Genomic DNA, 24,629 nt, shown 5'->3' with positions numbered 1-24,629 from the left:
CGCGGCCCGGCGAAAGCTTCGCGGGGCGTCCCGGCAGGCGCTCTAGAGGGACGCGATGACCCGGTCGGCCAGGATGTAGACGTTCTCCTCGCCGCAGGCGAACGTCAGCGTGTAGGCGCCGGAGACGCCGGAACCGCCCAGCAGCACCGGCGTCTGGCCGGAGCGCAGGGCCGCGGCCAGGCGCTCCGCCGTCTCGCGGTGGCCCGGGGTCATGCACAGGGTCGTGCCGTCGGCGAAGACGTACACGTCGAGGGTGCCGAGCGGGCCCGGGCGGACGTCGGCGAGTTCGACGCGGGAGGCGGCCAGTTCCTCGAGGGTGGCCACGGTGCGCTCATGGTCGTTCGCGACCGGTGACTGGACCGGGACGAAGTCGGGGTGGGAGGGGTGCCGGCGGCGGGCCGCGGCCAGTTCGGGCGACTCGTCGGTGTCGGCGGCCTGCTCGCTCACCGACTCCAGGCCCACGAAATCGGCCTGGCGGGGCAGGAACAGCTCGCTGTCGGGGAGGCCCAGCAGCGAGGGGGCCTCGGAGGCGTCCCGGGCCTCCTGGGCGGCCCAGAAGGCGCGCGCCTCGGCCAGCTCCCGCTCGCGTTCCTCGGCGAGCGCCTCGGCCACGGCGGCACGTATCTCGTCGGCCTCGGAGGACGGGCGCGCGGCCGGCACCAGACCGCGCGCGGCGCGGTGCTCCACGAGGTCGGTGTGCAGGGCCGCGACCTCACGGCGCAGCACCACGAGGGTGCGCAGGACGGCGACGCCCACGGCGCCTGTGGCGGCCGTGGTGAGCAGCAAGGCGATCGGCATGGCGCTCACTGACGTACTCCCGGTTCAAAGTCGACCCCCGACTTCCTACAACAGCTTGAAGGGCGGACTGACCGCCTGTCAGTGCGTAACGTCACGAAACGGGCGGGGAAGTGGGTCTGGGGTTCGCTGGTGCGATGGCGCTGACCTGGGTTCTTGTCTTCCTGAGGGAGATAGGTCACATCCTGGGGGAGATTGGATCACAAAACGGCCCGGAGTTCAGGTGCTTCCCGAACTCCGGGCCGGAAGCTCACGGTGGGTCCCGCGGCGGTCACGCAGCGGGACTCGCCGGGGACCTGCCTGGTGCTCACCGAGGGCTCACCGAGGGCTCACCGAGGGCTCAGCTGAGGCGCTCGATGACCATCGCCATGCCCTGGCCGCCGCCGACGCACATCGTCTCCAGGCCGAACTGCTTGTCGTGGAACTGGAGGGAGTTGATGAGGGTGCCGGTGATGCGGGCGCCGGTCATGCCGAAGGGGTGGCCGACGGCGATGGCGCCACCGTTGACGTTCAGCTTCTCCAGCGGGATGCCCAGGTCACGGTAGGAGGGGATCACCTGGGCGGCGAACGCCTCGTTGATCTCGACCAGGTCGATGTCGTCGATGGTCAGGCCGGCCCGCCGCAGCGCCTGCTGCGAGGCCTCCACCGGGCCGAGGCCCATGATCTCCGGGGAGAGGCCGGAGACGCCGGTCGAGACGATGCGTGCGAGCGGGGTCAGGCCGAGCTCGCGCGCCTTGGTGTCGCTCATCACGATCACCGCGGCGGCGCCGTCGTTCAGCGGGCAGCAGTTGGCGGCGGTGACCATGCCGTCGGGGCGGAAGACCGGCTTCAGCCCGGCGACGCCTTCCATGGTGACGCCGGCGCGGGGGCCGTCGTCCTTGGAGACGACCGTGCCGTCGGGGAGGGTCACCGGGGTGATCTCGCGCTCCCAGAAGCCGTTCTTGATGGCTTCCTCGGCGAGGTTCTGCGAGCGGACGCCGAACTCGTCCATCTCCTGGCGGGTGACGCCCTTGAGGCGGGCGAGGTTCTCCGCCGTCTGCCCCATCGCGATGTAGGCGTCCGGGACCAGGCCGTCCTCGCGCGGGTCGTGCCAGGTGGTGCCCTCCTGCTCGGCCACGGCGGCGGTGCGGGCCTCGGCCTCGGCGAAGAACGGGTTGTGGGTGTCCGGGAGGCTGTCGGAGTTGCCCTTGGCGAAACGGGAGACCGTCTCGACGCCGGCCGAGATGAAGACGTCGCCCTCGCCGGCCTTGATGGCGTGCAGGGCCATGCGGCTGGTCTGCAGCGAGGAGGAACAGTAACGGGTGATCGTGCAGCCCGGCAGGTGATCCATGCCCATCTGCACGGCGACGATCCGGCCGAGGTTGTTGCCCTGCTCGCCGCCGGGCAGGCCGCAGCCGAGCATCAGGTCGTCGATGTCCCTGGGGTCCAGCTCGGGGACCTTGGCGAGGGCGGCCTGGATGATGGTGGCGGTCAGGTCGTCGGGGCGCAGGTCCTTGAGGGAGCCCTTGAAGGCGCGGCCGATGGGGGAGCGGGCGGTCGAGACGATCACGGCTTCGGGCATCACGGCTCCAGAAGAAGGTGCGGCAGGGCTGTCTGGGAAGTTACCCGTACGTATGGTCCCGGTCACGCAGTCGGCGGTGTGACCCTGGCCGCAATTTTCTAAGCGCTTGCTTTGTATCCACCCGCTCACACCCGGACCCACGAGCCCCGAGTACCCCGCGCCCGCGCCCCGGACCACGTCGGCTCGCGGGTGCCCGCGCGGTATGTGCGTGCTGCCCGCGCACGGCCTCGGGTGGGCCGGCGCACGTCCTCGCATGCCGGGCGGGCCGGTGGCCGCTCGGGGTGCCGGTGCTTGTGGCGATCGGCGGCCGCGCGGCGGCAGCGCGAGTGCTGCCGCCGACGCCGCTGGGGTCAGACTCCGGTCGGGGTGGTGGGGGAGGGGGTGGGTTCCGGTTCGGGCAGGCGGCGGCGCTTGCGGCGCTTGAGGAGTGCCCAGGGACGGCCGCGGGGGCCGGCCGGGAGGGCCGCCGTGACCTCCGTACCGGCGTCCGAGGCGGCTTCCGCGGCGGCCCGCGCCACCGGCAGGAAGCCCTCGCGGCGGAAGGCGTCCGGGCGTTCCTCCTCGGCCGGCCACAGGCCGAGCGTCGCGCACACCGTCGGCAGGACGGCCATCGCGGCGGTCGCGTAGCCCTCCGCCGAGGGGTGGTAGTTGTCGGGGCCGAACAGCTCGCGCGGGTTGGCCTCGAACTCGGGGCCCAGCAGGTCGCCCAGCGACACCGTGCGGCCGCCCTGTTCGACGACCCCGATCGTCTGGGCGGCGGCCAGCTGGCGGGAGGTCCGGCGGGCCAGCCAGCGCAGCGGCTGCTGCACCGGCTCGATCGTGCCCAGGTCGGGACAGGTGCCGACCACCACCTCGGCGCCCGCCGTGCGCAGCCGCCGTACCGCACAGGCGAGGTGGCGGACCGAGCGGGTCGGCGGCATGCGGTGGGTCACGTCGTTCGCGCCGATCATGATCACGCAGACGTCCGGCACCCGGGCGGGGTCGGTCAGCACCAGCGACACCTGACGGTCGAGGTCGTCGGAGCAGGCGCCGGGCAGCGCCACGTTGTGCAGCCGCACCGGGCGTTCCGCCACCGCCGACAGGCCCGACGCCAGCAGGGCGCCCGGGGTCTGCCCGGCGCGGTGGACGCCCTGCCCCGCGGCCGTGGAGTCGCCGAGCATGGTCAGCCGCAGGGGAGGTTCGTCGGGGACGGTGTACGCGGTGCCGTACAGGCCGTCCGCCACCGGGACGCGGCCGCTCGTACCGTTGCCCACGTGCCGCCGGGCCAACTGCATCTCGGCCAGCAGCAGCCCGACGGCCGCCGCGCCGGCCAGTCCGATCCCACCACCGCCGTACGCGGCGCCGGCCGCGATCCGCCGGGCCACCCTCGCCCTCGACATGCTCGTCATGCCTTGCCGCCACCTCCTCGAGAAGCCGTACACCCACTCCTTGCCCCGTACGGGCCGTGGGCCAATCCCCACCGGGAGTGAACGACCGCCGTGGTCCACTGCCAGGCCATAGGCTGGCGGAACCATCACGACCACATCTTTTGCAGCATCCGGAGACAACGGTGCAATTCCACGACTCGATGATCAGCCTCGTCGGCAACACCCCGCTGCTGAGGCTCAACAGCGTGACCAAGGGCATCAAGGCGACCGTCCTGGCCAAGGTCGAGTACTTCAACCCGGGCGGATCCGTGAAGGACCGCATCGCCCTGCGCATGATCGAGGCGGCCGAGCAGAGCGGCGAGCTCAAGCCGGGCGGCACGATCGTCGAGCCGACCAGCGGGAACACCGGTGTCGGGCTGGCGATCGTGGCGCAGCAGAAGGGCTACAAGTGCATCTTCGTGTGCCCCGACAAGGTGAGCACCGACAAGATCAACGTCCTGCGGGCCTACGGCGCCGAGGTCGTCGTGTGCCCCACCGCCGTGGCTCCCGAGCACCCTGACTCCTACTACAACGTCTCCGACCGGCTGGTGCGGGAGACGCCCGGGGCCTGGAAGCCCGACCAGTACTCCAACCCCAACAACGCCCTCTCCCACTACCACTCCACCGGCCCCGAGCTGTGGGAGCAGACGGAGGGGAAGATCACCCACTTCGTGGCGGGCGTCGGCACCGGCGGCACCATCTCCGGCACCGGGCGCTACCTCAAGGACGTCAGCGACGGCCGGGTCGAGGTCATCGGCGCCGACCCCGAGGGCTCGGTGTACTCCGGCGGCTCGGGACGGCCGTACCTCGTCGAGGGCGTCGGTGAGGACTTCTGGCCGAGCGCCTACGACCGGACCGTCGCCGACGAGATCGTCGCCGTGTCGGACAAGGACTCCTTCCAGATGACCCGGCGCCTGGCCAGGGAGGAGGGCCTGCTCGTCGGCGGCTCCTGCGGCATGGCGGTGGTGGCGGCGCTGCGGGTCGCCGAGCGGCTCGGACCGGACGACGTCGTCGTGGTGCTGCTGCCGGACAGCGGCCGCGGCTACCTCAGCAAGATCTTCAACGACGAGTGGATGGCCGACTACGGCTTCCTGGAGGACGAGGGCCCGAGCGCCCGCGTCGGCGACGTGCTCAGCGACAAGGAGCACGGGGCCATCCCGTCCCTCGTGCACATGCACCCGGACGAGACCGTCGGCCAGGCCATCGAGGTCCTGCGCGAGTACGGCGTCTCGCAGATGCCGATCGTGAAGCCCGGCGCCGGCCACCCGGACGTCATGGCCGCCGAGGTCGTCGGCTCCGTCGTCGAACGGGAACTGCTCGACGCCCTGTTCACCAAGCGGGCCTCCCTCGACGACCCGCTGGAGAAGCACATGTCCGCGCCGCTGCCGCAGGTCGGCTCCGGCGAGCCGGTCGCCGACCTGATGGCCGTGCTCGGCGAGGCGGACGCGGCGATCGTTCTCGTCGAGGGCAAGCCGACCGGTGTGGTCAGCCGGCAGGACCTGCTGGCCTTCCTCGCGAAGAACGAGAAGTAGAAGAACGGGAAGCAGCGGCGAACGTCCGGTGAACGGCGGGTGCGGGCGCCGAACTTGCGGTGATCAACCACCTTCGTGGACTTCGTGAAAGTGGTACGAGCGTGTCACGTCCGCGCAGCACCCGCTTAACACGGGTCCGGCATATTCAGAGGTGTCGGCAGGGCGGGAGCGGCTCCCCGCCTCAGCCGGCGCCGAACGTCCAAGGACCTCCGGAGCGGCTCCCGGACCTCCATGGACGCCACGGACGCGCAGCCCGGCCTGACCCGGCCCGCGTCCCTCGCGGGGACCGCCGTCGTCCCGCCCCCCGGCAACGGGGGTGCGGCGGTCCCCGCGCACCACTCTTCTACGCGCGTCCCGCCCCGCGTTCCTGCCTGGCGGGCGCGGGCGCTCACTCCTCCCAGCCGCCGCCGTCCTCGGCGCCCTTGCGGCGGCGGCCGAAGAGGTGCGGGTTGGCGCGCGCCGCCTGGAAGGCGTTGACGCCGACGATGCCGGCCCAGGCGACGAGCAGGCCGGGCAGACGGGCGACGCCCCCGCCGATGGCGGACAGCGGGATCGCCAGCACCAGCGTCACGATGCCGAAGCCGAACCGCTCCCCCCAGGAGTCGGTGGGCCTCGGCGTCCGGGCGCCCCGTGCCACCACCATCTGCTGCTCGGCCAGCTGCCGGCGCACCCGGCGCTCGACGGCGCCGTCGATCCGCTGGTCGACCTTCTCCAGGAACGAGTCGACCAGCGCGGACTCGTACTCCTCGCCCAGTTCCCCGCGGGCCCGCAGGGTGGCGTTGAGTTCCTTCTTGAGTTCGGTGTCGCGCGCGTCCATCCCCGTCTCCTCTTCCCGCCGACTTTCCCGTCGACGGGTCCACGGTAGGCAGGCGGCACGCCCGCCGCACTGGGGTTAGCCCCCCTGTCGGGGGTCGGGTCCACCGGTCGCCCTGCATAGGGTCATGCAGGGTTCTTACTATCTGAATAGGGTGGGCCGGTCGATCTCTGGAGGGAGCGGGGCATGAGCGCACGGACCACAGGGGTGGCCGACAGCCAGGCCGCACCGGCCGGACCGGCCGCCGGGGTGGCCGACAGCCCGGCCGCACGGCTGCAGGCGCTGTTCGAGGGGCACCGGCTGACGCCGACGCAGCGGCGCATCGCGCACAGCATGGTCCGGCGGGCCGCCGACGTCCCCTTCCTGTCCAGCGTGGAGCTGGCCGAGCTGGCCGGGGTCAGCCAGCCGTCCGTGACCCGTTTCGCCGTCGCCCTCGGCTTCGACGGCTACCCGGCGCTGCGCCGGCACCTGCGCGAGGTCGCGCCCGCCGAGCCGGCCGCCGACGCGGGACCGTACAACGCCTACCAGCAGGCGGTGGAGGCCGAGATCGAGAACCTGCGGCACCTCGCCGAGGTGCTGGCCGACCCGCGTCCCGTGCAGCGGGCCGGGCGGATCCTCGCCGCCTCGCGGCCGCTGCCCGTCCTCGGCCTGCGGGCCGCCGCCTCCCAGGCCCACGGCTTCGCCTACTTCGCCGCCAAGGTCCATCCGGACGTCCGGCTGCTCAACGAGGGCGGCACGATGATCCAGGACCGCATCGAGGCGGCCGTCCGGGCCGGGGCCCGTGCGCTGCTGTGCTTCGCCCTGCCCCGGCATCCGCGCGAGGTGGTGGACACGCTGGCGTTCGCCAGGGAGGCCGGGCTGACCGTCGTCACCGTCGCCGACTCGGCGTTCGCGCCGGTCGCCAAGGTGTCCGACCTGCTGCTGCCGGCCCCCGTCGGCACCGGCCTGGCCTTCGACACCGCCTGCGCGCCGATGCTGCTGGGCCGGGTCCTGCTGGAGGCGATGTGCGACGACCTGCCCGAGGCGCAGGCCCGCCTGGAGGAGTTCGACGCGCGCGCCGCGACCCGGGGTCTGTTCGTGGAGTAGGCGGGCGCGGCCGGATGCGGCGCTTCCTCAGACTCGTCTCACCTTCGCTCGCTAATCTGCCCGCCGGACAAGCACTGTGCCTGGACGACGAGGAGGGTGAACGTGGCACGCGGAGATCGTCGGGCGTACGGCCTGGCTCGGGTGGCCGTCGTCGTACGCGCGGGGGCGGCGCCCCTGTGGTGGCTCGGAGTTTTCTCGGCGGGCGTCGGGCTGCTGGTGCCGGGGCTGACCGGGCGCCGGATCGGCGTGATGGCCGGGGCGGCGCTGTTCATCGTCGCGGCGGCCGTGGTGGTGTGCGCGCGGCGCAGGCGATACGCCGGGCTCGCCCGCTCCGCCGTCCGCGCCGGCAAGCACGATGTGTTGCAGGACCGTGCGGTGAGCGTGCGCAACTGGCGCCGCGGGCACCGCTGGTGGCTGCTGCTGGGCTTCGCCGTCGCGCTCGGCGGTTCGTTCGCCGTGCCCGCCGCGGGCGGCATGCTGCTCGCCGGGTGCGGCGCCGGACTGCGGCTGAAGGCGGCCTGGCTCGGGCGGCTGGAGAGGACCGGGGACGCCCTGCTGTGGGTGCGGGTCGACTGGCTCGCCGCGAACGGCGGGCGCCCGGCCGGCAAGGCGGTCAAGGGGTACCGCAGCACGGGCATCGCGGCGGGCGACGCGGCCCCGGGCGGGGCGCGGCGCCGCACCGCGGCGCTCGTCTGAGGGGAGGGAGGTCAGACCTCCAGCTCCTCCTCGATCCTCTTCAGCTGGTGGCGGGCCATCGCCAGGTTGGCCCGCTTGCCGTCGAGCACCAGGTAGAGGAAGAGGCCGTTGCCGCCGCGGCCGCTGAGCAGGCGGATCAGGTGGTACTGGTCGGACAGCGTGATCAGGATGTCCTCGATCTGGCCCTTGAGCCCCAGGTGCTCCATCGTGCGCATCTTGGCGCGGACGACGTCGGTGTTGCCGGCGGCGGCGACGTTGAGGTCGAAGCTCTTGCCGCCGCCCATCGTGCCGAGCGCCATGCCGCTGGTGTAGTCGACGAGCGCGACGCCGGTCGCGCCCTCGATGGAGGCGAGCGCTTCCTTCAGTGCGGTCTCGGTGTTGGCCATGACGGTGGTTCCTCTCGGTTCGACTGTGCGTGTCAACTGTGCGTGTCGGTAACGGGATCGGTGGTCGCCGGACGCGGGGCGCGCGCGGTGCCGGTGCCGGTGCGGGCGCCGGCGGCCTTGGCGGCGGGTTTCGCGGACCTGGCCTGCCGCGCGGACGCCGTGCCCGCCCGGCGCTCGTCGAGGAGTTCGCCGATGCGGGCGCCGGCGCGGCGGCCCTCCAGCAGGAGACGGCCGACGTTGACCCGGTCCTGGGCGAGCAGGGTCAGCACGGCGGTGGGGCCGGCCGCGTACGCGGCGACGTAGCCGTAGCCGCCGCGCACCAGCAGTTCGCGGAAGTCGCCCTGCCCTGTCGCGTCCGTCAGCTTCACGGCGAGGCCGTGCGCGCTCGTGATCAGCACGGCCACGCCCTCCGGTGCGACGCCCGGGGTGTCCTGGGCGAGGACGGCGCCGTCGACGCCGGTCGCGAGGGCGCCGGTGAGCTGGGGCACGCGGGCCCGCAGGCGGCGCAACTCGTCGAGGATGTCTGGGTCGGCAGCCATCCGGGGTCTCCTCTCAAAGGGCCTCCAGCGCATCCCTGAGCCTCTTCAGCAAGGTGATATGGGGGTCGGTCGACAGGTGCGCCGGCAGCGGGCCGGCGAGGTCGGGGGGCGGGTCGCCGCCGGGGGCCGGACCGCGGCCGGGTGCGGGAGTGGGCGGGGGCGCCGAAGCGGGTGCGGGGCCGGGGGCGGGTGCGGGACTCCGGCCGGGGGCGGGGCCGCGCAGGACTCCGGCCGCGGTCAGCCGCCGTACGTCCACCAGGGTGTGGAAGGCCGGCCGGCCGAGTTCCCGGGCGATGTCCGTGGCGGTGCGGACGCCGTTCACCCGGTCCAGGACCGCCCGCTGGCGGCGGGTCATGGCGGGGGCCGCGGCGAGGCCGGTGCGCAGCAGCGGGGCGTCGTCCGTGTGCGGGTCCGGCCAGATGCGGTGCAGCAGGTCCCGGCGGCGCAGCGTCTCACGCTGCACGGCCTCCACGGAGACCGGGCGCACGGCAGGCCGGCCGGCGTCGCCGTAGCGGAACCGGCCGGGGGTGCTGCTGGGTGCCAGGGCGAAGAACGCCGCGTCGTACAGGGCGGCCAGGTGGCACAGCTCCAGCGTGCCGAAGGGGAGCCGGCCGCTGTCGGCCAGGGCGCGGGCGGTGTGCAGGCGGTCGCCGTCGGCCGCGGCGAGCGCCTGCCGCCAGGTGCCCGCGGCGAGCGTGCCGTGCGCGGTGAGCAGGACGTCCAGTCCGGGCGCCGCCGGGCTCTCGGCGTTCACCACCCGGCCCTCGGCGAGGTGGAGCGTGCCGCGCTCGCGCACCAGGACGCCGGTGGCCCGCTCGTCGGCGAGCCGGGACAGCATGGGGGAGACCCCGGACCGGCCGCGCCCGCGTGGCTCCGCCCTGTCCCGCACGGGCAGTCTCGCGGGCTCGGTCGTCCCGGCGACGGTCATGCCAGCACCAGCCGTTCCGCCATCTCGCCCAGGCGGATGCGGGCCAGCGCCAGGTTGCCCTCCGCGCGGGTGAGCCACAGGTGCAGCACCACGCTGCCGTCGAAGGACGTCCCCACGAACCGCAGCACGTGGTAGCTGTCCCGGTTGCTGAGGATCAGGTCCTCGACCGGCGGATCGACGTCCGCGCCCGGGTCGCCGCCGGGATCGTCGGCCGGCGCGAAGACGTGCTGCTCCGCGGCGAGCCGGGCGATCTCGGCGGCCTCGGCGGCAGCCGTCTCGTGATCGCCCCCCGGTGATTCGCCCACGGCGCCCAGGGCAAGCCCGCTGATCCAGTCGACCAGTGCGGCGCCCCGGGCACCGGGCAGTCGCATGGCTTCCAGCAGGCACTCGTCGATTCCGGGCACCGTGGTTCCCCTCCCGCCTGGGGTTCGGCTGAGTGACGCCGAAACTACGCAACGTGTGCGCGACGGGTGAGGCTTCCGGCATTTTCCGGCGGAACATGCTCCGGGCCACTAGGGTGGGTCGATTTTCCAGGTCGCGAAAACAGCGGAAAACCGGGGAACTGCAGAGCTTCGAACGTGTGTCAACGGCGGCTGGGAGCGCCCAGGGTGGTGAGCGAACCGGCGTGCGCCCCTCCCGACTCGGCGACCACCTCGGCCAGGCTCTGCTCCTCGCGCACGGTCGCGAAGGCGACGCCGCCGCGGCCGTCCGGCGCGAAGCCATGGATCGCGGGCCGGACCAGGGAGTTGTAGGCGTAGTGGTGCGCGAAGTAGTACGCGCCGGTGTCCAGCGCCGCCACATGGTCGCCCTGTTCGAGCAGCGGGAGGGGGCGGGCCTCGGCGAGCAGGTCGCCCGCGAAGCACGCCGGGCCGGCCACGTCCTGCACGACCGGCGGCCCCTGCTTCGGCCGCCCCCTGGTGTCGTACGCGGCGACGCGCAGCGGCCACGCCCCCGGCACGTACACCGTCCGCGTCGCCACCTGCACGCCCGCGTGCGTCACCGCGACCGGCCGCCCGCCGGCGCTCTTGGCGTACTCCACCCGGGCCACCACCGTGCCGTGCTTGGCCAGCAGCGACCGCCCGAACTCGGTGACCAGCCCGTACCGCCCGTCGAACAGCCCCGGCACCGTCTCCCGCAGCAGCCGCGCGTACCGCGCGTACGTCGGTGTCGTCGCGTCCGAGGAGAAGTTCACCGGCAGCCCGCCGCCGATGTCGATCGTGTCGACCTGCCGCCGCCCGACGCGCCGGTTGATCTCCTCGGCGAGCGCGTACGTCTCGGCCACGCCCTGCGCCATCAGCGGCAGCGGGACGCCCTGCGAACCGGTGTGCGCGTGCAGCCGGGTCAGCCACGGCCGCTCGGCGTACGCCCGCACCACCCAGGCGCGCGCCCCCTCGTCGCGCAGCGCCACCCCGAACTTCGAGGTCGTGGTGGCCGTCGACAGCGCTTCGATGGCGCCCCCGCCGACCTGCGGGTTCACCCGGAGCCCGAGCGGGGAGCGACTGGCGGTGGTCCGCATCAGGCCGTCGATGCGCGCCAGCTCCTGCGGATTGTCGGCGTTGACGGCGATCCCCCGTTCCAGTGCCTCGCGCAGCTCGGCCGGCGTCTTGGCGGGCGAGTCGAGGACCGTCCGCGCGGGCGGCACTCCGGCCGCCCGCGCGAGTGCCAGCTCGCCCGGGCTCGCCACCTCCGCCCCGATGCCCTCCTCGTGCAGCAGCCGCAGCACCGGCACCAGCGGGGTCGCCTTCACGGCGAAGGCGTGCAGCACCGGCGTGCCGGGGGCGACGACCGCCTCGAACGCGGCCCGCAGCCGCGCCGCCGACTCCCGGATGCCCGTGACGTCCAGGAGGCCGACGATGGGGGTGGCGGGCCCCAGCAGCCCCTGCTCCACGGCGGCCCGCACGGCCGCGTCCCGCCGCGCGGCCCGGTCCTCGTCGCGGTCCGCGTCCCGCCGCGCGGCCCGGTCGTCGTCATGGCCCTGGGCAGGCCGGCCGACCCGGTCGTCCTGGGCGGCGTCGTCGCGCCGGGTGGCCCGGTCCTCGTCGCGGTCGCTGTCCCTGTCCACCGCATCCCCGTCCTGTCGTCGCCGCAGCCGCCCGCGGCCGTCTCTCCAGCCAAACATCCGCGACGCGCCGGTGCGGACGCAAGAACGTGTTGACTAGTTCTATTCAGAAAGTCAGGATGTGAATAACTGCAGCAAGAATCCGGTCGTGATCCGCCAGGAGGCAGCCCCATGTCAGGACCCCGCCCCGTACGATCCCCCCGCGGTACGGAACTCAGTGCCCTGGGCTGGCAGCAGGAAGCCGCCCTGCGGATGCTGCAGAACAACCTCGACCCCGAGGTCGCCGAGCACCCCGACAAGCTCGTCGTCTACGGCGGCACCGGCAAGGCGGCCCGCGACTGGCGCTCCTTCGACGCGATGGTCCGCACCCTGAGGACCCTCAAGCAGGACGAGACCATGCTGGTCCAGTCCGGCCGCCCGGTCGGCGTCATGCAGACCCACGAGTGGGCCCCGCGTGTCCTCATCGCCAACTCCAACCTGGTCGGCGACTGGGCCACCTGGGAGGAGTTCCGCCGCCTGGAGGCCCTCGGCCTGACCATGTACGGCCAGATGACCGCCGGCTCCTGGATCTACATCGGCACCCAGGGCATCCTCCAGGGCACCTACGAGACCTTCGCCGCCGTCGCCGCGAAGAAGTTCGGCGGCACCCTCGCCGGGACGATCACCCTCACCGCCGGGCTCGGCGGCATGGGCGGCGCGCAGCCGCTCGCGGTCACCATGAACGACGGCGTGGCGATCTGCATCGACTGCGACCCGCGCGCCATCGAGCGCCGCATCGAGCACCGCTACCTCGACGTACGGGCCGACTCCCTCGACCACGCCCTCCAGCTGGCCGTCGAGGCCCGTGACGCCCGCCGCCCGCTGTCCATCGGCGTCCTGGGCAACGCCGCCGAGCTCGTCCCGCAGCTCCTCGCCATGGGCGCCCCCGTCGACATCGTCACCGACCAGACCTCGGCCCACGACCCGCTGGCCTACCTGCCGCTCGGCGTCGCCTTCGAGGACATGGCCGAGGCCGCCGCCAAGGACCCGGCCGGGTTCACCACCCGCGCCCGCGAGTCGATGGCCCGGCACGTGGAGGCCATGGTCGGCTTCATGGACGCCGGCGCCGAGGTCTTCGACTACGGCAACTCCATCCGCGGCGAGGCCAAACTCGCCGGGTACGACCGGGCGTTCGCCTTCCCCGGCTTCGTCCCCGCCTACATCCGCCCGTTGTTCTGCGAGGGCAAGGGCCCCTTCCGCTGGGCCGCGCTGTCGGGCGACCCGGCCGACATCGCCAGGACCGACAAGGCGATCCTGGAGCTGTTCCCGGAGAACGAGTCCCTGGCCCGCTGGATCAGGATGGCCGGCGAGCGGGTCCACTTCCAGGGCCTGCCCGCCCGTATCTGCTGGCTCGGCTACGGCGAGCGGGACAAGGCCGGCGAGCGCTTCAACGACATGGTGGCGAGCGGGGAACTGGCCGCACCGGTCGTCATCGGGCGCGACCACCTCGACTGCGGCTCGGTGGCCTCCCCCTACCGGGAGACCGAGGCGATGCTCGACGGGTCCGACGCGATCGCCGACTGGCCGCTGCTCAACGCCATGGTCAACGTGGCCTCGGGCGCCTCCTGGGTCTCCATCCACCACGGCGGCGGCGTCGGCATGGGCCGGTCGATCCACGCCGGGCAGGTGACGGTGGCCGACGGCACGCCGCTGGCCGGGGAGAAGATCCGCCGCGTGCTCACCAACGACCCCGGCATGGGCGTCATCCGGCACGTGGACGCGGGCTACGACATCGCGGAGTCGGTCGCCCACGAGCGCGGCGTGCGCATCCCGATGCGTGAGGGTGACGAGGCGTGAACCGGTACGAAGGCGTGGACCGGTACGCGAACGGGACCGGCGCTCCCTCCGCGGGCGCCGGGGTCCCTTCGCCGCCCGCCCCGGCCGGCGCCCCGGCCGGCACCCCGGTCGACGCCCCGGCCGGTGTGCCACGGGCCGTCGCGCCGCCCGTCGCGGCCGGTGACTCCTTCCACGAGATGTGGGACCGGTTGCGCCCCGTCGGCCGGCACCCCGAGTCCGGCGGCTACCGCCGGTTCGCCTGGACCGGCGCCGACGCCGAGTGCCGGGCCTGGTTCCGGGAGCAGGCGGAGGCGCGCGGACTCGCCCTCGAGGTCGACCGCAACGGCAACCAGTGGGCCTGGCTGGGCGATCCGGCGCAGGGGGACGCCGTCGTCACCGGGTCGCATCTAGACTCCGTGCCCGACGGGGGCGCCTTCGACGGCCCCCTGGGCGTCGTGTCGGCCTTCGCCGCCCTGGACGAACTGCGCGGCAGGGGAGCGCGGTTCGCGAGGCCCCTGGCCGTCGTCAACTTCGGCGACGAGGAGGGCGCCCGGTTCGGGCTCGCCTGCGTCGGCTCACGGCTGACCGCCGGGAAGCTCACCGCCCGGCAGGCGCACCTGCTGACCGACGCCGACGGAGTCACCCTCCCCCGGGCCATGGAGGCCGCCGGATACGACCCCGAGGCCATCGGACCGGACCCGGAACGGCTCGCCCGCATCGGCGCGTTCGTCGAACTGCACGTCGAGCAGGGCCGGGCCCTCGACCTGTCCGGCGACCCGGTCGGCATCGCGAGTTCCATCTGGCCGCACGGACGCTGGCGGTTCGACTTCCGCGGCGAGGCCAACCACGCGGGCACCACCCGGCTGGCGGACCGCCGCGACCCCATGCTGCCGTACGCCGAGGCCGTGCTCGCCGCCCGTCGTGAGGCCCGGCTGGCCGGCGCCGTCGCCACCTTCGGCAAGGTCGCGGTCGAGCCGAACGGCGTCAACGCCGTCCCGTCCCTGGTGCGCGGCTGGCTCGACTCCCGCGCCGCCGACCAGGAGAGCCTGGACACCGTGGTCGCGGCGGTGGAGGCCGCGGCCCGCGACCACGCCCGGGAACACGGCGTCGACCTGGACGTCGTCCGCGAGTCCTTCACGCCGGTCGTCGAGTTCGACCACGCCCTGCGCGACGAGATCGCCCGCATTTTGGGAACCGGGAACCGGGAGAGCGATCGGCTGAATGTGCCCGTGCTGGGTACCGGAGCAGGACACGACGCCGGGATCCTCGCCGGGAGCATTCCGACCGCCATGCTGTTCGTGCGCAACCCCACCGGCGTCTCGCACTCCCCGGCCGAGTCCGCGGCCGAGGACGACTGCGCCGCCGGGGTGCTCGCGCTCGCCGACGTACTGGAAGGACTGGCCTGCAGGTGACGGCGACCCACACGTACTGGCTGGAGCACGCCTGGCTCGGCACCCACGTCGAGCCGGGGGTCGCCGTCGAGGTCGCGGACGGCCGCGTCACCGCCGTCCGCGGGGACACGCCCGCCCCGCCGCCCGGCGCCGCGATCCTGCGCGGCCTGACCCTCCCCGGCCTCGCCAACGCGCACAGCCACGCCTTCCACCGTGCCCTGCGCTCCACCGTCCAGGTCGGCTCCGGCACCTTCTGGACCTGGCGCGAGATCATGTACGCGACCGCCGACCGGCTGACCCCGGACACCTACCACGCCCTCGCCCGCGCCGTGTACGCCGAGATGGCGCTGGCCGGGATCACGGCTGTCGGCGAGTTCCACTACGTGCATCACGCCCCCGGCGGCACGCCCTACGCCGACCCCAACGCGATGGGCGAGGCGCTGATCGCGGCCGCCGCCGAGGCCGGCATCCGCATCACCCTCCTCGACACCGCCTACTTCTCCTCCGGCTTCGGCGAGCCGCCAGGCGCCCACCAGCTCCGCTTCTCCGACGGACACGCCGACGCCTGGGCCGAACGCTGTTCAGTTCTCAAGGAACGGGATCACGCGCGGATCGGAGCGGCGATCCACTCCGTGCGGGCCGTGCCGGCGGCCCAGCTTGCGACCGTGGCGCGGTGGGCCGAGCAGCGGCGCGCCCCGCTGCACGTGCACCTGTCCGAGCAGACCGCCGAGAACGACGCCTGCCTGGCCGCCCACGGCTGCACGCCCACCCGGCTGCTCGCCGACCACGGCGTCCTCGGCCGGCGCACCACCGGCGTCCACAACACGCACCTCACCGACGAGGACATCGCCCTGATCGGCGGCAGCGGTACCGGCACCTGCATGTGCCCGACCACCGAGCGGGACCTCGCGGACGGCATCGGACCCGCCGCCGCGCTGCAGGCCGCGGGCTCCCCGCTCAGCCTCGGCTCCGACAGCCACGCCGTCGTCGACCTGCTGGAAGAGGCGCGCGCCATGGAACTGGACGAACGGCTGCGCACTCGCACCCGCGGCCACTGGACGGCCGCCGCCCTGCTGCGCGCCGCCTCCGCCGACGGTCACGCCGCGCTCGGCTGGGACGGGGCGGGCCGGATCGGACCGGGCGCGCTCGCCGACTTCACGACGATCGCGCTGGACTCGGTCAGGACGGCCGGCGCACTGCCCCGGCTCGGCGCCGAGACCGCCGTATTCGCCGCGACGGCGGCCGACGTGCGGCACACGGTCGTCGCGGGCCGGCACATCGTGCGCGACGGGGCGCACACCCTCGTGCCGGACGTGCCGCAGGCCCTCGCGCGGGCCGTCGCGGCTCTGCGCGACGGAAACCCACCATCACCGAGGACGCCATGAGCAGCAGCACAGCCATCGTCAACATCGCCACGCTGATCACCAACGACCCCTCCCTCGGTGACGGATCTCCCCTCGGAGCGATCCAGGACGCGGCGCTCGTCATCGACGGCGAACGGGTCGTGTGGACCGGTGAGTCAAGCAAAGCACCCGCCACTGACAACCGGGTCGACGCCGAGGGCCGGGCGGTCCTGCCCGGCTTCGTCGACTCGCACTCCCACCTGGTCTTCGCGGGGGACCGGACCCGGGAGTTCAACGCCCGCATGTCCGGCCGGGCCTACCGCGCGGGCGGCATCCGCACCACCGTCGCCGCCACCCGCGCCGCGGGCGACGAGGAACTGGAGGCCAACCTCACCCGCTACCTCGCCGAGGCCCTGCGCCAGGGCACGACCACCATGGAGACCAAGTCCGGCTACGGCCTGACCGTCGCCGACGAGGCCCGCGCCCTGCGCATCGCCGCCCGCCACACCGATGAGGTCACCTACCTCGGCGCCCACGTCGTCCCCGAGGAGCACGCCGACGACCCGGCCGGCTACGTCGACCTGGTCACCGGCGAGATGCTCGACGCCTGCGCGCCGCACGCCCGCTGGATCGACGTCTTCTGCGAGAAGGGCGCCTTCGACGGCGACCAGGCCCGCGCGATCCTCACCGCCGGCCGGGCCAGGGGCCTGCGCCCGCGCGTCCACGCCAACCAGCTGTCGCACGGCCCCGGCGTCCAGCTCGCGGTCGAGCTGGGCGCGGCCAGCGCCGACCACTGCACCCACCTCACCGACGCCGACGTCGACGCCCTCGCGCACGGCGACACGGTGGCGACCCTGCTGCCCGGCGCGGAGTTCTCCACCCGCGCCGAGTGGCCGGACGCCCGGAGCCTGCTGGACGCCGGGGCCACCGTCGCGCTGTCCACGGACTGCAACCCGGGCTCGTCGTTCACCTCGTCCATGCCGTTCTGCGTCGCGCTCGCCGTGCGGGACATGCGGATGACGCCGGACGAGGCGGTGTGGTCGGCGACGGCGGGCGGGGCGGCGGCCCTGCGCCGGGACGACATCGGCCGCCTCCGGCCCGGCATGTACGCGGACCTGATCGTCCTCGACGCGCCGAGCCACGTCCACCTGGCCTACCGCCCGGGCGTCCCGCTGGTCACCGGCGTCTGGCGGCGGGGCAGGCGCCTTCACTGACCGGGCGGCGACCGGTCGGCCGCATCCGGGCGGCCCACCCGCGAGTGGCCCGAGTGGCCGCCTGCGAGCGGCCGCCCGGGAGCGGAAGCGGCCGCCCGGGAACGGGCGGCCATGAGCGGTGCGTGGGCGGGTGTCCGGGAGCAGGCGTCACTCCTCGACGGTCAGCCCCTCGCGCAGCCGCACCAGCGTCCGCGACAGCAGCCTGGAGACGTGCATCTGCGAGATGCCCAGCTCCTCGCCGATCTCCGACTGGGTCATGCCCGCCACGAATCGCAGGGAGAGGATCTTCCGGTCGCGCGGCGGCAGCCCGGCGATCAGCGGCTTCAGCGACTCGACGTACTCGATGCCCTCGATGCCGTGGTCCTCGTAGCCGATGCGGTCCGCGAGCGCGCCCTCCGCGTCGTCCTCCTCCGGCTGGGCGTCCAGCGAGGAGGCGGTGTACGCGTTCGACGCCGCCATGCCCTCGACGACCTCGTCGTTGGAGATGCCGAGACGTTCGGCCAGCTCCGCCACCGTCGGCGCGCGGTCCAGCTGCTGGGCCAGCTCGTCACCGGCCTTGGCCAGGTCGAGCCGCAGCTCCTGGAGCCGGCGCGGGACGCGCACGGACCACGAGGTGTCGCGGAAGAATCGTTTGATCTCGCCGACGATGGTCGGCATCGCGAACGTGGGGAACTCCACCCCGCGCGAGACCTCGAAGCGGTCGATCGCCTTGATCAGGCCGATGGTGCCGACCTGGACGATGTCCTCCATCGGCTCGCTGCGGGAGCGGAACCGGGACGCGGCGAACTTGACCAGGGCGAGATTCAGCTCCACGAGCGTGTTGCGGACGTAGGCGTACTCGTGGGTGCCTTCTTCGAGGGATTCCAGCCGCTCGAAGAGGGTCTTGGAAAGGGCGCGGGCGTCGACCGGTCCCACCTCGTCGTACGGGGGGATCTCCGGGAGCCCGGCAAGCCCGGCGGCAGCGTCCGCGTCATCGTCCTCTGCGGTGTCCAGAGGTTCCGGAAGGGGTGCCGGCGTCTCCTGACGGGAACGCGATGCGTCGAGCCGGGGTGACATGGGGTCCTCCATCGTTCTCGGCATATGGCTGCCGAAGCCAGTACCTGCACTGCGGTGTGCGGCGCCTCCAAAGCCGGCCGTGTCGGTTGCGTGTTTATCTAGCCCTACCCGCTTCCCCGAGCCCCTCGCAAGTGCGCTACGTGGGGAAATGTCAGTTTGCTTGGGGTTGTTCGGGTGTCGGAGAGTGTGGAGAAGGCGTAGTGTTCGAGGGCGTCAGTCAGCAGCCTCGACGTCGGGAGAGAGAGACGGCATGGACCGCGGGACGGTCGGCAGCGCACAGTCTGGCCGGCTAATGGTGGAGGTTCGGGAAGAGGGCTCCAGTGCCGTCGTGACCCCGGCGGGCGAGTTGGACCACCACACGGCCGATCTGTTGCGTGAGCCCCTCGAGGACTGCCTCGACAAGGGACACAAGCGGTTGGTCGTGGACTGCTCACGGCTGGAGTTCTGCGACTCCACCGGGCTGAACGTGCTGCTCGGCGCGCGGCTGAAGGCCGAGGCGGCGGGCGGCGGGGTGCACCTCGCGGGGATGCTGCCCGTGGTGGCACGGGTCTTCGAGATCACGGGGGCGGACGCGGTGTTCGCCATCCATGACACGCTGGAGGCGGCCCTCGCCGACGAGGCCGACGAGGCGGGCTGACCCGGTGGGCGGTCCGGTGCCGTGTCCCGGCCGCCCCGCGCGACCGGCACTTTCCGGGCGTCACGCCTTCCGCGCCGAAACGAGGGGTGTTCCGCCGGTCCGGTCGGGCAGGAGACATCCTGAAACGTTGTCGGCAGGCAGAGCGGCGCATCCGCCGCCCGGCCACGTACTGACTCTTGAATGATGAACTGGTGAATCGGTGAGGTGAAGCGCTGATGAGCACCACCCGGCCTTGCTCGCCGGGCGACCGCGGCCCGGAGCCCAGCGGCGCTTCCGGGGCGTCCGAGGGGGGCGCGCCCGTGACCGGGGCGTCCGGCGGGGACGCGACCGCGTCGTCAGCGGCATCATCCGCATCGTCCGGGGGGCGCCAGGTCCGCAGACTGAGCTTCGACGGTGAGAGCGGGGTCGTGCCGCTCGCCCGCGACTTCACCCGTCAGGCGCTGTACGCGTGGGGATGGCTGCCCGCCGCCACCGCCGACCGGCGGGCCGCCGCCGAGGACGTCCTGCTCGTCGTCTCCGAACTGGTCACCAACGCCTGCCTGCACGCCGAGGGGCCGGACGAGCTGGGGATCACCTGCGACAACAAGGTGATCCGGGTGGAGGTCTCCGACCGCGGCGGTGGCCAGCCGGCGCCGCGCAACCCGCACCGCGCGGGCCGCCCCGGCGGTCACGGCATGTTCATCGTGCAGCGGCTGTGCCTGGACTGGGGGGTCGTACGCACGCCCGGAGCGGCGGGCAAGACCGTCTGGGCGGAGCTCGGCGCACCGGCCTGAGCCGACCCCCGACCGCGGGTTCCCGGACCGACCGCCGCGGCACCGTGCCGGGCCCTGCCGAGACGTACGACGCGGGGGCGCCGGCCGCCCCTGCCCCGGCGTGCAGGCCGAGTCCGGCACCGGTCGGACGCTCGCGCCCGTCGGTCCGGGGCCCGACTGTCACCGAGGTCGGCCCGCGGGGCGGGGCGCCGCCCGAACGTCAACTTCCCCGTATGCGTGCCGGATCCGCACAACTCCGGCCCGTACCGTGTCTTCCCCTCTTCCGGCCCCGGGCGTACCTTGACGGCCCTATCTGATGTGCCGTCAGGAAGCGTCAGGAGACAGGTAAGGGAGCGGAACCGTGTCGTACCGGAAACGAACCGCCGCGCTCGCGTCCGCCGCGGCCCTGGCCGGCTCGGCGGTGCTGATGACCGCCCCCGCAGCCCACGCCGAGGTCGTCGACGTCGACTACCGGTGCAAGACGCCGATCGGCGACAAGAGCGCCGTCTCGCCCATCGACATCAAGGGCGTCAAGAGCGGCAACGGATACCGGATCACCATGTCGTGGCAGAAGGGCGTCTCCTCCAGCCCGGTCGAACTGGGCAAGGGCGCGATGAACCCGAGCGCGACCATCGAGCTGGGCGGCGCCGACAGCGGCACGCTGTCCGTCAGCGGGCCAGCCAACCAGGCCGCCATCCCCGCCGACACGCCCATCAAGATCAGCGACCTGTCGGGCACGTACACCCCGAAGAAGACCGGCAAGGTCACCTTCACCGCGGGCGTGCTGACCATCAAGGCGCTCGGCACCACCACCACCTGCACGCCGTCGAAGGACCCGGGACCGTCGCTCACCCTCGACGTGACGGCAGCGGGCGGCGGCTCCTCCGGCGGTTCCTCGGGCAGCTCCTCGAGCGGCGCCGGCACCGGCGACAGCCTCCCGCAGACCGGGCCCGAGGACTCGGCGATCGCCCTCGGCACCCTCGGCGGCACCGTGCTGCTCACGGGCGCGGCGGGCGTGCTCTGGCTGACGCGGCGCCACCAGCCGGCCCGCCGCTGACCCCCGGCCGTACGAACGAAGCCGTACGAACGAAGCGCTCGTACGCAGCCGTACGAACGAGGCCGTACGAACGTGGCCGCCGCGCCTTCCCGCTGGAGCCGCCGATGCCGTCCGCCGCACGTGTCGCCCTCTGCCTGCCCGCCCTGCTCCTGCTGACCGCCGCCCCGGCGGCCTCCGCGGCCGACGGCTGGTCCCTCGCGCCCGTCGGCGGTTCCCGCCCCGCCTTCTACGCCGAGGGCGCCGCGGGCACGGTCCTGCGGGACACGGTGTCCGTGACGAACCGCGGCGGGCGGGCGGTCACCGTGCGGCTTTACGGCAGCGGCGTCCACGTGGTCTTCGCCGCCGCCAGGGTCCGGGTCCCGGCCCGCACCCGTGCCGACGTGCCCTTCACCGTGACCGCCTCCGGCGACCGGGCCGGCGAGATCGTCGCCCGTGACGCCGACGGCCGTTCCCGGTCGGTGCCGCTGCGGCTGAGGGCCGGCGGGCCCGCCCTGTCCGCGCTGACCGTCGAGCACGTGACCGTGCGCGGCGACGGCATCGCCTACGAGCTCGTCAACCGCGGCACGACCGTCCTGGCGCCCCGGCTCGCCGTGCACGCCGACGGCCTGTTCGGCGCGGTCCTCGACCGGCCCCCGCGCAGCCTGCCGGTCCGGCTGCCGCCCGGCCGCCGCCTGCGGCTCACCGAGCCCTGGTCCGGCCGCCCGGCGCTGGACGCGGTCGACGTGCGGCTGACGGTGACCGCGGCGGGCGGGGCGCGCGACAGCGCGACGACGCGGACGCGCTTCGTGCCCCGGGGCGCGGTGCCGGGGGCCGCCGGGGCGGTGGCGGCCGCGGGCGCCCTGTTCGCCGTACGGCGTCGCGCGCGCCGTACGGATGGCGCAGCACCCGCGTCCCCGTCCACGGAGGCCGAGCCGACGGGAGCGGGGACGTGAGGGGCACGGTGCGGATCGCGGCGCCGGCGGCGGTGCTCGCCTTGCTGTTGTTGCTGCTGCCGTCGTCGGCGGGCACCGCGATGGCCGACGGCCGGCCGGCCGTCGAGCTGTCGACGTCCCAGGCGGGCACCGGCGGCTCGGTCACCGTCCGGGGCAGCGACTGGCGGGCGCACGCGCTGCTGATGATCCTGATCTGCGGACAGGCGGTGCCGTCGCGCGGCGTGCCCGGCGGCACCAACTCCTGCGCCAACGCCGACGGCCGGGCCGTCACCACCGACGCCCACGGCTCCTTCCGCCGGAAGCTGCCGGTCGCCGAGCCGCCGGTGCCGTGCCCGTGCGTGGTGCACGTGGCCACCGTGACCGGCGCGCGGGCCGAGGCCGACGCGATATTCCAGGTGGCCGGGCACGCCGTCGAACCGCTGCCCGCCCAGCCGGCCGGCGGACGCCTGTCGGTCCTCACCGACACCCGGCTCGACGGTTCGAGAGGGCTGCTCACCTGGTTCGGCGCCCCGCCCGCGGGCACGCTGGTCCTCACCGTCGGCAACGTCGGCACGTCCGCCGTGAAGGACCCGGTCTTCCAGGTCGGCACCTCCCACGGGGTGTTCGCCCCGCAGTGGGAGGACCAGCGGTGGCACGGCACGATCCGGCCCGGGAAGCGGGCGCGGATCGAACTGCCCGTCGAGCTCACGGGGGGCGCGCACGGCGACTACACCGTCTCCCTCAAGTACGGCGGAAAGGTCCTCGTCGAACAGCCCTGGGGTGTGGGGCGCCCCTGGGGCGTCACCCTGTTCTGGGCGTTGGCGTTCCTGGTCGTGCCGGCCGCGGTGTTCCGGGCCGGCATGGCCGTGGTGGACCGGGTCCGGCCGCGGCGCGCCGGCGGCGTCCGGCGCCGCGGCCCGCGCCCGCCGCGGGCCGCTCCGGGCCCGCCGGGGTCCGCTCCGCGCCAGCCGGGGTCCGCCCGGCGTCTGCCGGGGTTCGCCCAGCGTCTGCCCGGGCTCGCCCAGCGCCTGCCGCGGTTCGCCGCGCGGGCGGAACAGACACCACCCCACGCTTCGACCCTGCCGTGGTTCACCCCGGACTCCGACCCGGGGGCGGCCGGTCGGCTCTCCGCACCGCACGACGACAGCCCGACGAGTCACACGACTCCCACCAGGAGGAAGGGACCCCCGTGAGCGAGCGAAGGAGAGTCACGCCGGCCGGCCGGCTGAGAGCGGGCGCCGTGGGCGCCGCGACGGTGCTCTGCGGCGCGGGCGCGCTGCTCGGCCTGACGGCCGGTTCCGCGCAGGCCGCGGAGGTGTCGTACGCGACGCACTGCGTGCCGCCCGCCGGCATCGACCCGGTCGACGGCACCACGAAGGTCGACATCACCGCGCCCGCCACGGCGAAGGTCGGTGACACGGTGGACATCGTGTGGAAGTTCGTGCAGGCCGCGTCGAAGAACCCGGACATCATCGACCTGCCCGCGAACTCCGTCCAGCCGTCCGGCACCCTCAAGGCAGCCGGCGCGCAGACCGCCGACATCGACATGCAGGGGCCGCGGGAGAACCCGGCGATCCCCAAGGGCGGCGCCATGACGCTGTCCGACATGAAGGGCACCCTGAAGCTCACCGCGCCCGGCCAGGTGACGCTGACGCCGGACGCGTACACCGTCAACGCGATGTCGACGAACACCGTGTGCTCACCGACCGGGACGGTGCCGAAGGCGGCGACCATCGAGGTGACGGCGGGCGACGGGGGCACCTCCAGCGCCTCGCCCACCGGATCGCCCACCGGATCGGCCACCGCGTCGCCCACCGGGACGCCGTCCGCGACGGGCACGCCGAGCGCCTCCCCGTCGGGCGGGGACAGCGGAGGCACGGACACCGGCGGCTCGGGATCGGGCGGGCAGACCGACTTCACCGGCAAGCAGGTCGACATCCCGTACACCTGCCAGTCGCCCATCGGGGAGAAGAAGGCGACCTCGCCGATCCGGATCGACGCCAAGAAGGACGGTGGCGGTTTCGGCCTCACCGTGCGGTTCGGGAAGTCCGTGATGGACAGCCCGGCCGACATCCCCAAGGGCTCGGTCAAGCCGTCGATGGAGGTGGTCCTGGGCGGCGCGGACAAGGGCTCCGTGCACGTCGAGGGCCCGGTGAACGCAGAGGCCATCAAGTCGGGCGACCCGATCACGATCCCCGACCTGACCGGCACCTACAAGCCGGGCGCGACCGGAAAGTCGACGCTCTCGCCGGGCGTGCTGACCATCGAGGCCCTCGGCACCACCACGACGTGCACCCCCGACAGGACGGCGGTCTCCCTGACCCTGGACACCACCCAGCAGGCCAACGGCGCCTCGGGCGGCTCCTCGTCCTCCGGCGGCTCGGCGTCGTCGGCGTCGTCGGCGTCGTCGGACGGCGGACTGGCGGCGACCGGCGCGGACGACCACGGCGCCCTGAAGGCCCTGGGCCTGGTCGCCGGCACCGCGATCCTCCTGGGCGGCGCGGTCTTCACCTTCATGCCGGGCCGCCGGACCCGCTGACGGCGGAGGGGGGGGGGGGGGGGGGGGGGGGGGGGGGGGGGGGGGGGTGGGTGGGGGGGGGGGGGGGGGGGGGGGGGGGGGGGGGGGCGGTGGGGGGGGGGGGGGCGGCGCG

Annotated in this window: 23 protein-coding genes; 13 read left to right on the top strand and 10 right to left on the bottom strand. The window is 73.9% G+C overall.

What is annotated here, in order from left to right:
• Positions 1–42 precede the first annotated feature (42 nt).
• From ACZ5GT_RS08655 to ACZ5GT_RS08645, 3 genes are all read right to left on the bottom strand, one after another.
• Positions 43–807 (bottom strand): hypothetical protein, encoded by a 765-nt coding sequence (locus tag ACZ5GT_RS08655; RefSeq protein WP_469017123.1) that lies wholly within the window; start codon positions 805–807, stop codon positions 43–45.
• A gap of 328 nt (positions 808–1,135) precedes the next feature.
• Positions 1,136–2,356: an acetyl-CoA C-acetyltransferase gene (locus ACZ5GT_RS08650; RefSeq protein ID WP_469017119.1), complete on the bottom strand. Its 1,221-nt coding sequence runs from the start codon at positions 2,354–2,356 to the stop codon at positions 1,136–1,138.
• Between the two features lie 350 nt (positions 2,357–2,706).
• Positions 2,707–3,744 carry an SGNH/GDSL hydrolase family protein gene (locus ACZ5GT_RS08645; protein ID WP_469017115.1) on the bottom strand — a complete coding sequence of 346 codons (1,038 nt, stop codon included), beginning with the start codon at positions 3,742–3,744 and terminating at the stop codon, positions 2,707–2,709.
• Positions 3,745–3,905: 161 nt separating this feature from the next.
• Here ACZ5GT_RS08645 and ACZ5GT_RS08640 point away from each other — a divergent pair, with 161 nt between their 5' ends.
• Positions 3,906–5,294, top strand: a complete 1,389-nt coding sequence (locus ACZ5GT_RS08640) for a cystathionine beta-synthase (protein ID WP_469017109.1) — start codon at positions 3,906–3,908, stop codon at positions 5,292–5,294.
• A gap of 388 nt (positions 5,295–5,682) precedes the next feature.
• On the opposite strand, the gene ACZ5GT_RS08635 is transcribed toward ACZ5GT_RS08640, so the two are convergent.
• Positions 5,683–6,111: a hypothetical protein gene (locus ACZ5GT_RS08635; RefSeq protein ID WP_469017104.1), complete on the bottom strand. Its 429-nt coding sequence runs from the start codon at positions 6,109–6,111 to the stop codon at positions 5,683–5,685.
• 183 nt (positions 6,112–6,294) lie between these two features.
• Between ACZ5GT_RS08635 and ACZ5GT_RS08630 the strand changes: the two genes are divergently transcribed.
• Positions 6,295–7,194, top strand: coding sequence for a MurR/RpiR family transcriptional regulator (locus ACZ5GT_RS08630; RefSeq protein WP_469017096.1), 900 nt, complete (start codon positions 6,295–6,297; stop codon positions 7,192–7,194).
• 141 nt (positions 7,195–7,335) lie between these two features.
• On the top strand, positions 7,336–7,890 hold the full coding sequence (locus ACZ5GT_RS08625) for a hypothetical protein (protein WP_469017765.1): 555 nt from the start codon (positions 7,336–7,338) through the stop codon (positions 7,888–7,890).
• An 11-nt stretch (positions 7,891–7,901) separates the two neighbouring features.
• Here ACZ5GT_RS08625 and ACZ5GT_RS08620 read toward each other — a convergent pair whose 3' ends face one another.
• The 5 genes from ACZ5GT_RS08620 to ACZ5GT_RS08600 form a co-directional block, all read right to left on the bottom strand.
• On the bottom strand, positions 7,902–8,276 hold the full coding sequence (locus tag ACZ5GT_RS08620) for a roadblock/LC7 domain-containing protein (RefSeq protein WP_324783146.1): 375 nt from the start codon (positions 8,274–8,276) through the stop codon (positions 7,902–7,904).
• Between the two features lie 32 nt (positions 8,277–8,308).
• A complete protein-coding gene (locus ACZ5GT_RS08615; protein ID WP_469017091.1) occupies positions 8,309–8,815 on the bottom strand; it encodes a roadblock/LC7 domain-containing protein in 507 nt (168 codons plus the stop codon).
• Positions 8,816–8,828: 13 nt separating this feature from the next.
• On the bottom strand, positions 8,829–9,743 hold the full coding sequence (locus tag ACZ5GT_RS08610; protein ID WP_469017088.1) for a transcriptional regulator: 915 nt from the start codon (positions 9,741–9,743) through the stop codon (positions 8,829–8,831).
• The gene (locus ACZ5GT_RS08605; protein ID WP_469017083.1) at positions 9,740–10,147 is read right to left on the bottom strand and encodes a hypothetical protein; all 408 of its coding nucleotides are present in this window, start codon (positions 10,145–10,147) and stop codon (positions 9,740–9,742) included. Before ACZ5GT_RS08605 ends, ACZ5GT_RS08610 begins: the two co-directional genes overlap by 4 nt.
• A gap of 179 nt (positions 10,148–10,326) precedes the next feature.
• Positions 10,327–11,643 (bottom strand): type III PLP-dependent enzyme domain-containing protein, encoded by a 1,317-nt coding sequence (locus ACZ5GT_RS08600; protein WP_469017762.1) that lies wholly within the window; start codon positions 11,641–11,643, stop codon positions 10,327–10,329.
• A 330-nt stretch (positions 11,644–11,973) separates the two neighbouring features.
• Between ACZ5GT_RS08600 and hutU the strand changes: the two genes are divergently transcribed.
• The 4 genes from hutU (at position 11,974) to hutI (ending at position 17,565) form a co-directional block, all read left to right on the top strand.
• Positions 11,974–13,638 carry a urocanate hydratase gene (hutU, locus tag ACZ5GT_RS08595; protein WP_469017080.1) on the top strand — a complete coding sequence of 555 codons (1,665 nt, stop codon included), beginning with the start codon at positions 11,974–11,976 and terminating at the stop codon, positions 13,636–13,638.
• 176 nt (positions 13,639–13,814) lie between these two features.
• On the top strand, positions 13,815–15,029 hold the full coding sequence (locus ACZ5GT_RS08590) for an allantoate amidohydrolase (RefSeq protein ID WP_469017756.1): 1,215 nt from the start codon (positions 13,815–13,817) through the stop codon (positions 15,027–15,029).
• Positions 15,026–16,393: a formimidoylglutamate deiminase gene (locus tag ACZ5GT_RS08585; protein ID WP_469017077.1), complete on the top strand. Its 1,368-nt coding sequence runs from the start codon at positions 15,026–15,028 to the stop codon at positions 16,391–16,393. Before ACZ5GT_RS08590 ends, ACZ5GT_RS08585 begins: the two co-directional genes overlap by 4 nt.
• On the top strand, positions 16,390–17,565 hold the full coding sequence (gene hutI, locus ACZ5GT_RS08580) for an imidazolonepropionase (RefSeq protein WP_469017072.1): 1,176 nt from the start codon (positions 16,390–16,392) through the stop codon (positions 17,563–17,565). Before ACZ5GT_RS08585 ends, hutI begins: the two co-directional genes overlap by 4 nt.
• A gap of 147 nt (positions 17,566–17,712) precedes the next feature.
• Here the strand turns inward: hutI and ACZ5GT_RS08575 are convergent, their stop codons facing one another.
• Positions 17,713–18,621, bottom strand: a complete 909-nt coding sequence (locus ACZ5GT_RS08575; protein WP_469017064.1) for an RNA polymerase sigma factor SigF — start codon at positions 18,619–18,621, stop codon at positions 17,713–17,715.
• A gap of 250 nt (positions 18,622–18,871) precedes the next feature.
• Here ACZ5GT_RS08575 and ACZ5GT_RS08570 point away from each other — a divergent pair, with 250 nt between their 5' ends.
• From ACZ5GT_RS08570 to ACZ5GT_RS08545, 6 genes are all read left to right on the top strand, one after another.
• A complete protein-coding gene (locus ACZ5GT_RS08570; RefSeq protein ID WP_469017058.1) occupies positions 18,872–19,258 on the top strand; it encodes an STAS domain-containing protein in 387 nt (128 codons plus the stop codon).
• Positions 19,259–19,473: 215 nt separating this feature from the next.
• Positions 19,474–20,031, top strand: a complete 558-nt coding sequence (locus ACZ5GT_RS08565; RefSeq protein WP_469017053.1) for an ATP-binding protein — start codon at positions 19,474–19,476, stop codon at positions 20,029–20,031.
• A 340-nt stretch (positions 20,032–20,371) separates the two neighbouring features.
• Positions 20,372–21,067, top strand: coding sequence for an LPXTG cell wall anchor domain-containing protein (locus ACZ5GT_RS08560; protein WP_469017050.1), 696 nt, complete (start codon positions 20,372–20,374; stop codon positions 21,065–21,067).
• Between the two features lie 104 nt (positions 21,068–21,171).
• The gene (locus tag ACZ5GT_RS08555) at positions 21,172–21,999 is read left to right on the top strand and encodes a hypothetical protein (RefSeq protein ID WP_469017046.1); all 828 of its coding nucleotides are present in this window, start codon (positions 21,172–21,174) and stop codon (positions 21,997–21,999) included.
• Positions 21,996–23,171: a hypothetical protein gene (locus ACZ5GT_RS08550; protein WP_469017043.1), complete on the top strand. Its 1,176-nt coding sequence runs from the start codon at positions 21,996–21,998 to the stop codon at positions 23,169–23,171. Before ACZ5GT_RS08555 ends, ACZ5GT_RS08550 begins: the two co-directional genes overlap by 4 nt.
• A gap of 62 nt (positions 23,172–23,233) precedes the next feature.
• Complete coding sequence (locus ACZ5GT_RS08545; RefSeq protein ID WP_469017750.1) at positions 23,234–24,517, top strand: hypothetical protein; 1,284 nt, start codon at positions 23,234–23,236, stop codon at positions 24,515–24,517.
• Positions 24,518–24,629 lie beyond the last annotated feature (112 nt).

Source organism: Streptomyces sp. NPDC031340, from assembly GCF_055569945.1.
This window is presented reverse-complemented; position numbering and strand designations above follow the sequence as displayed.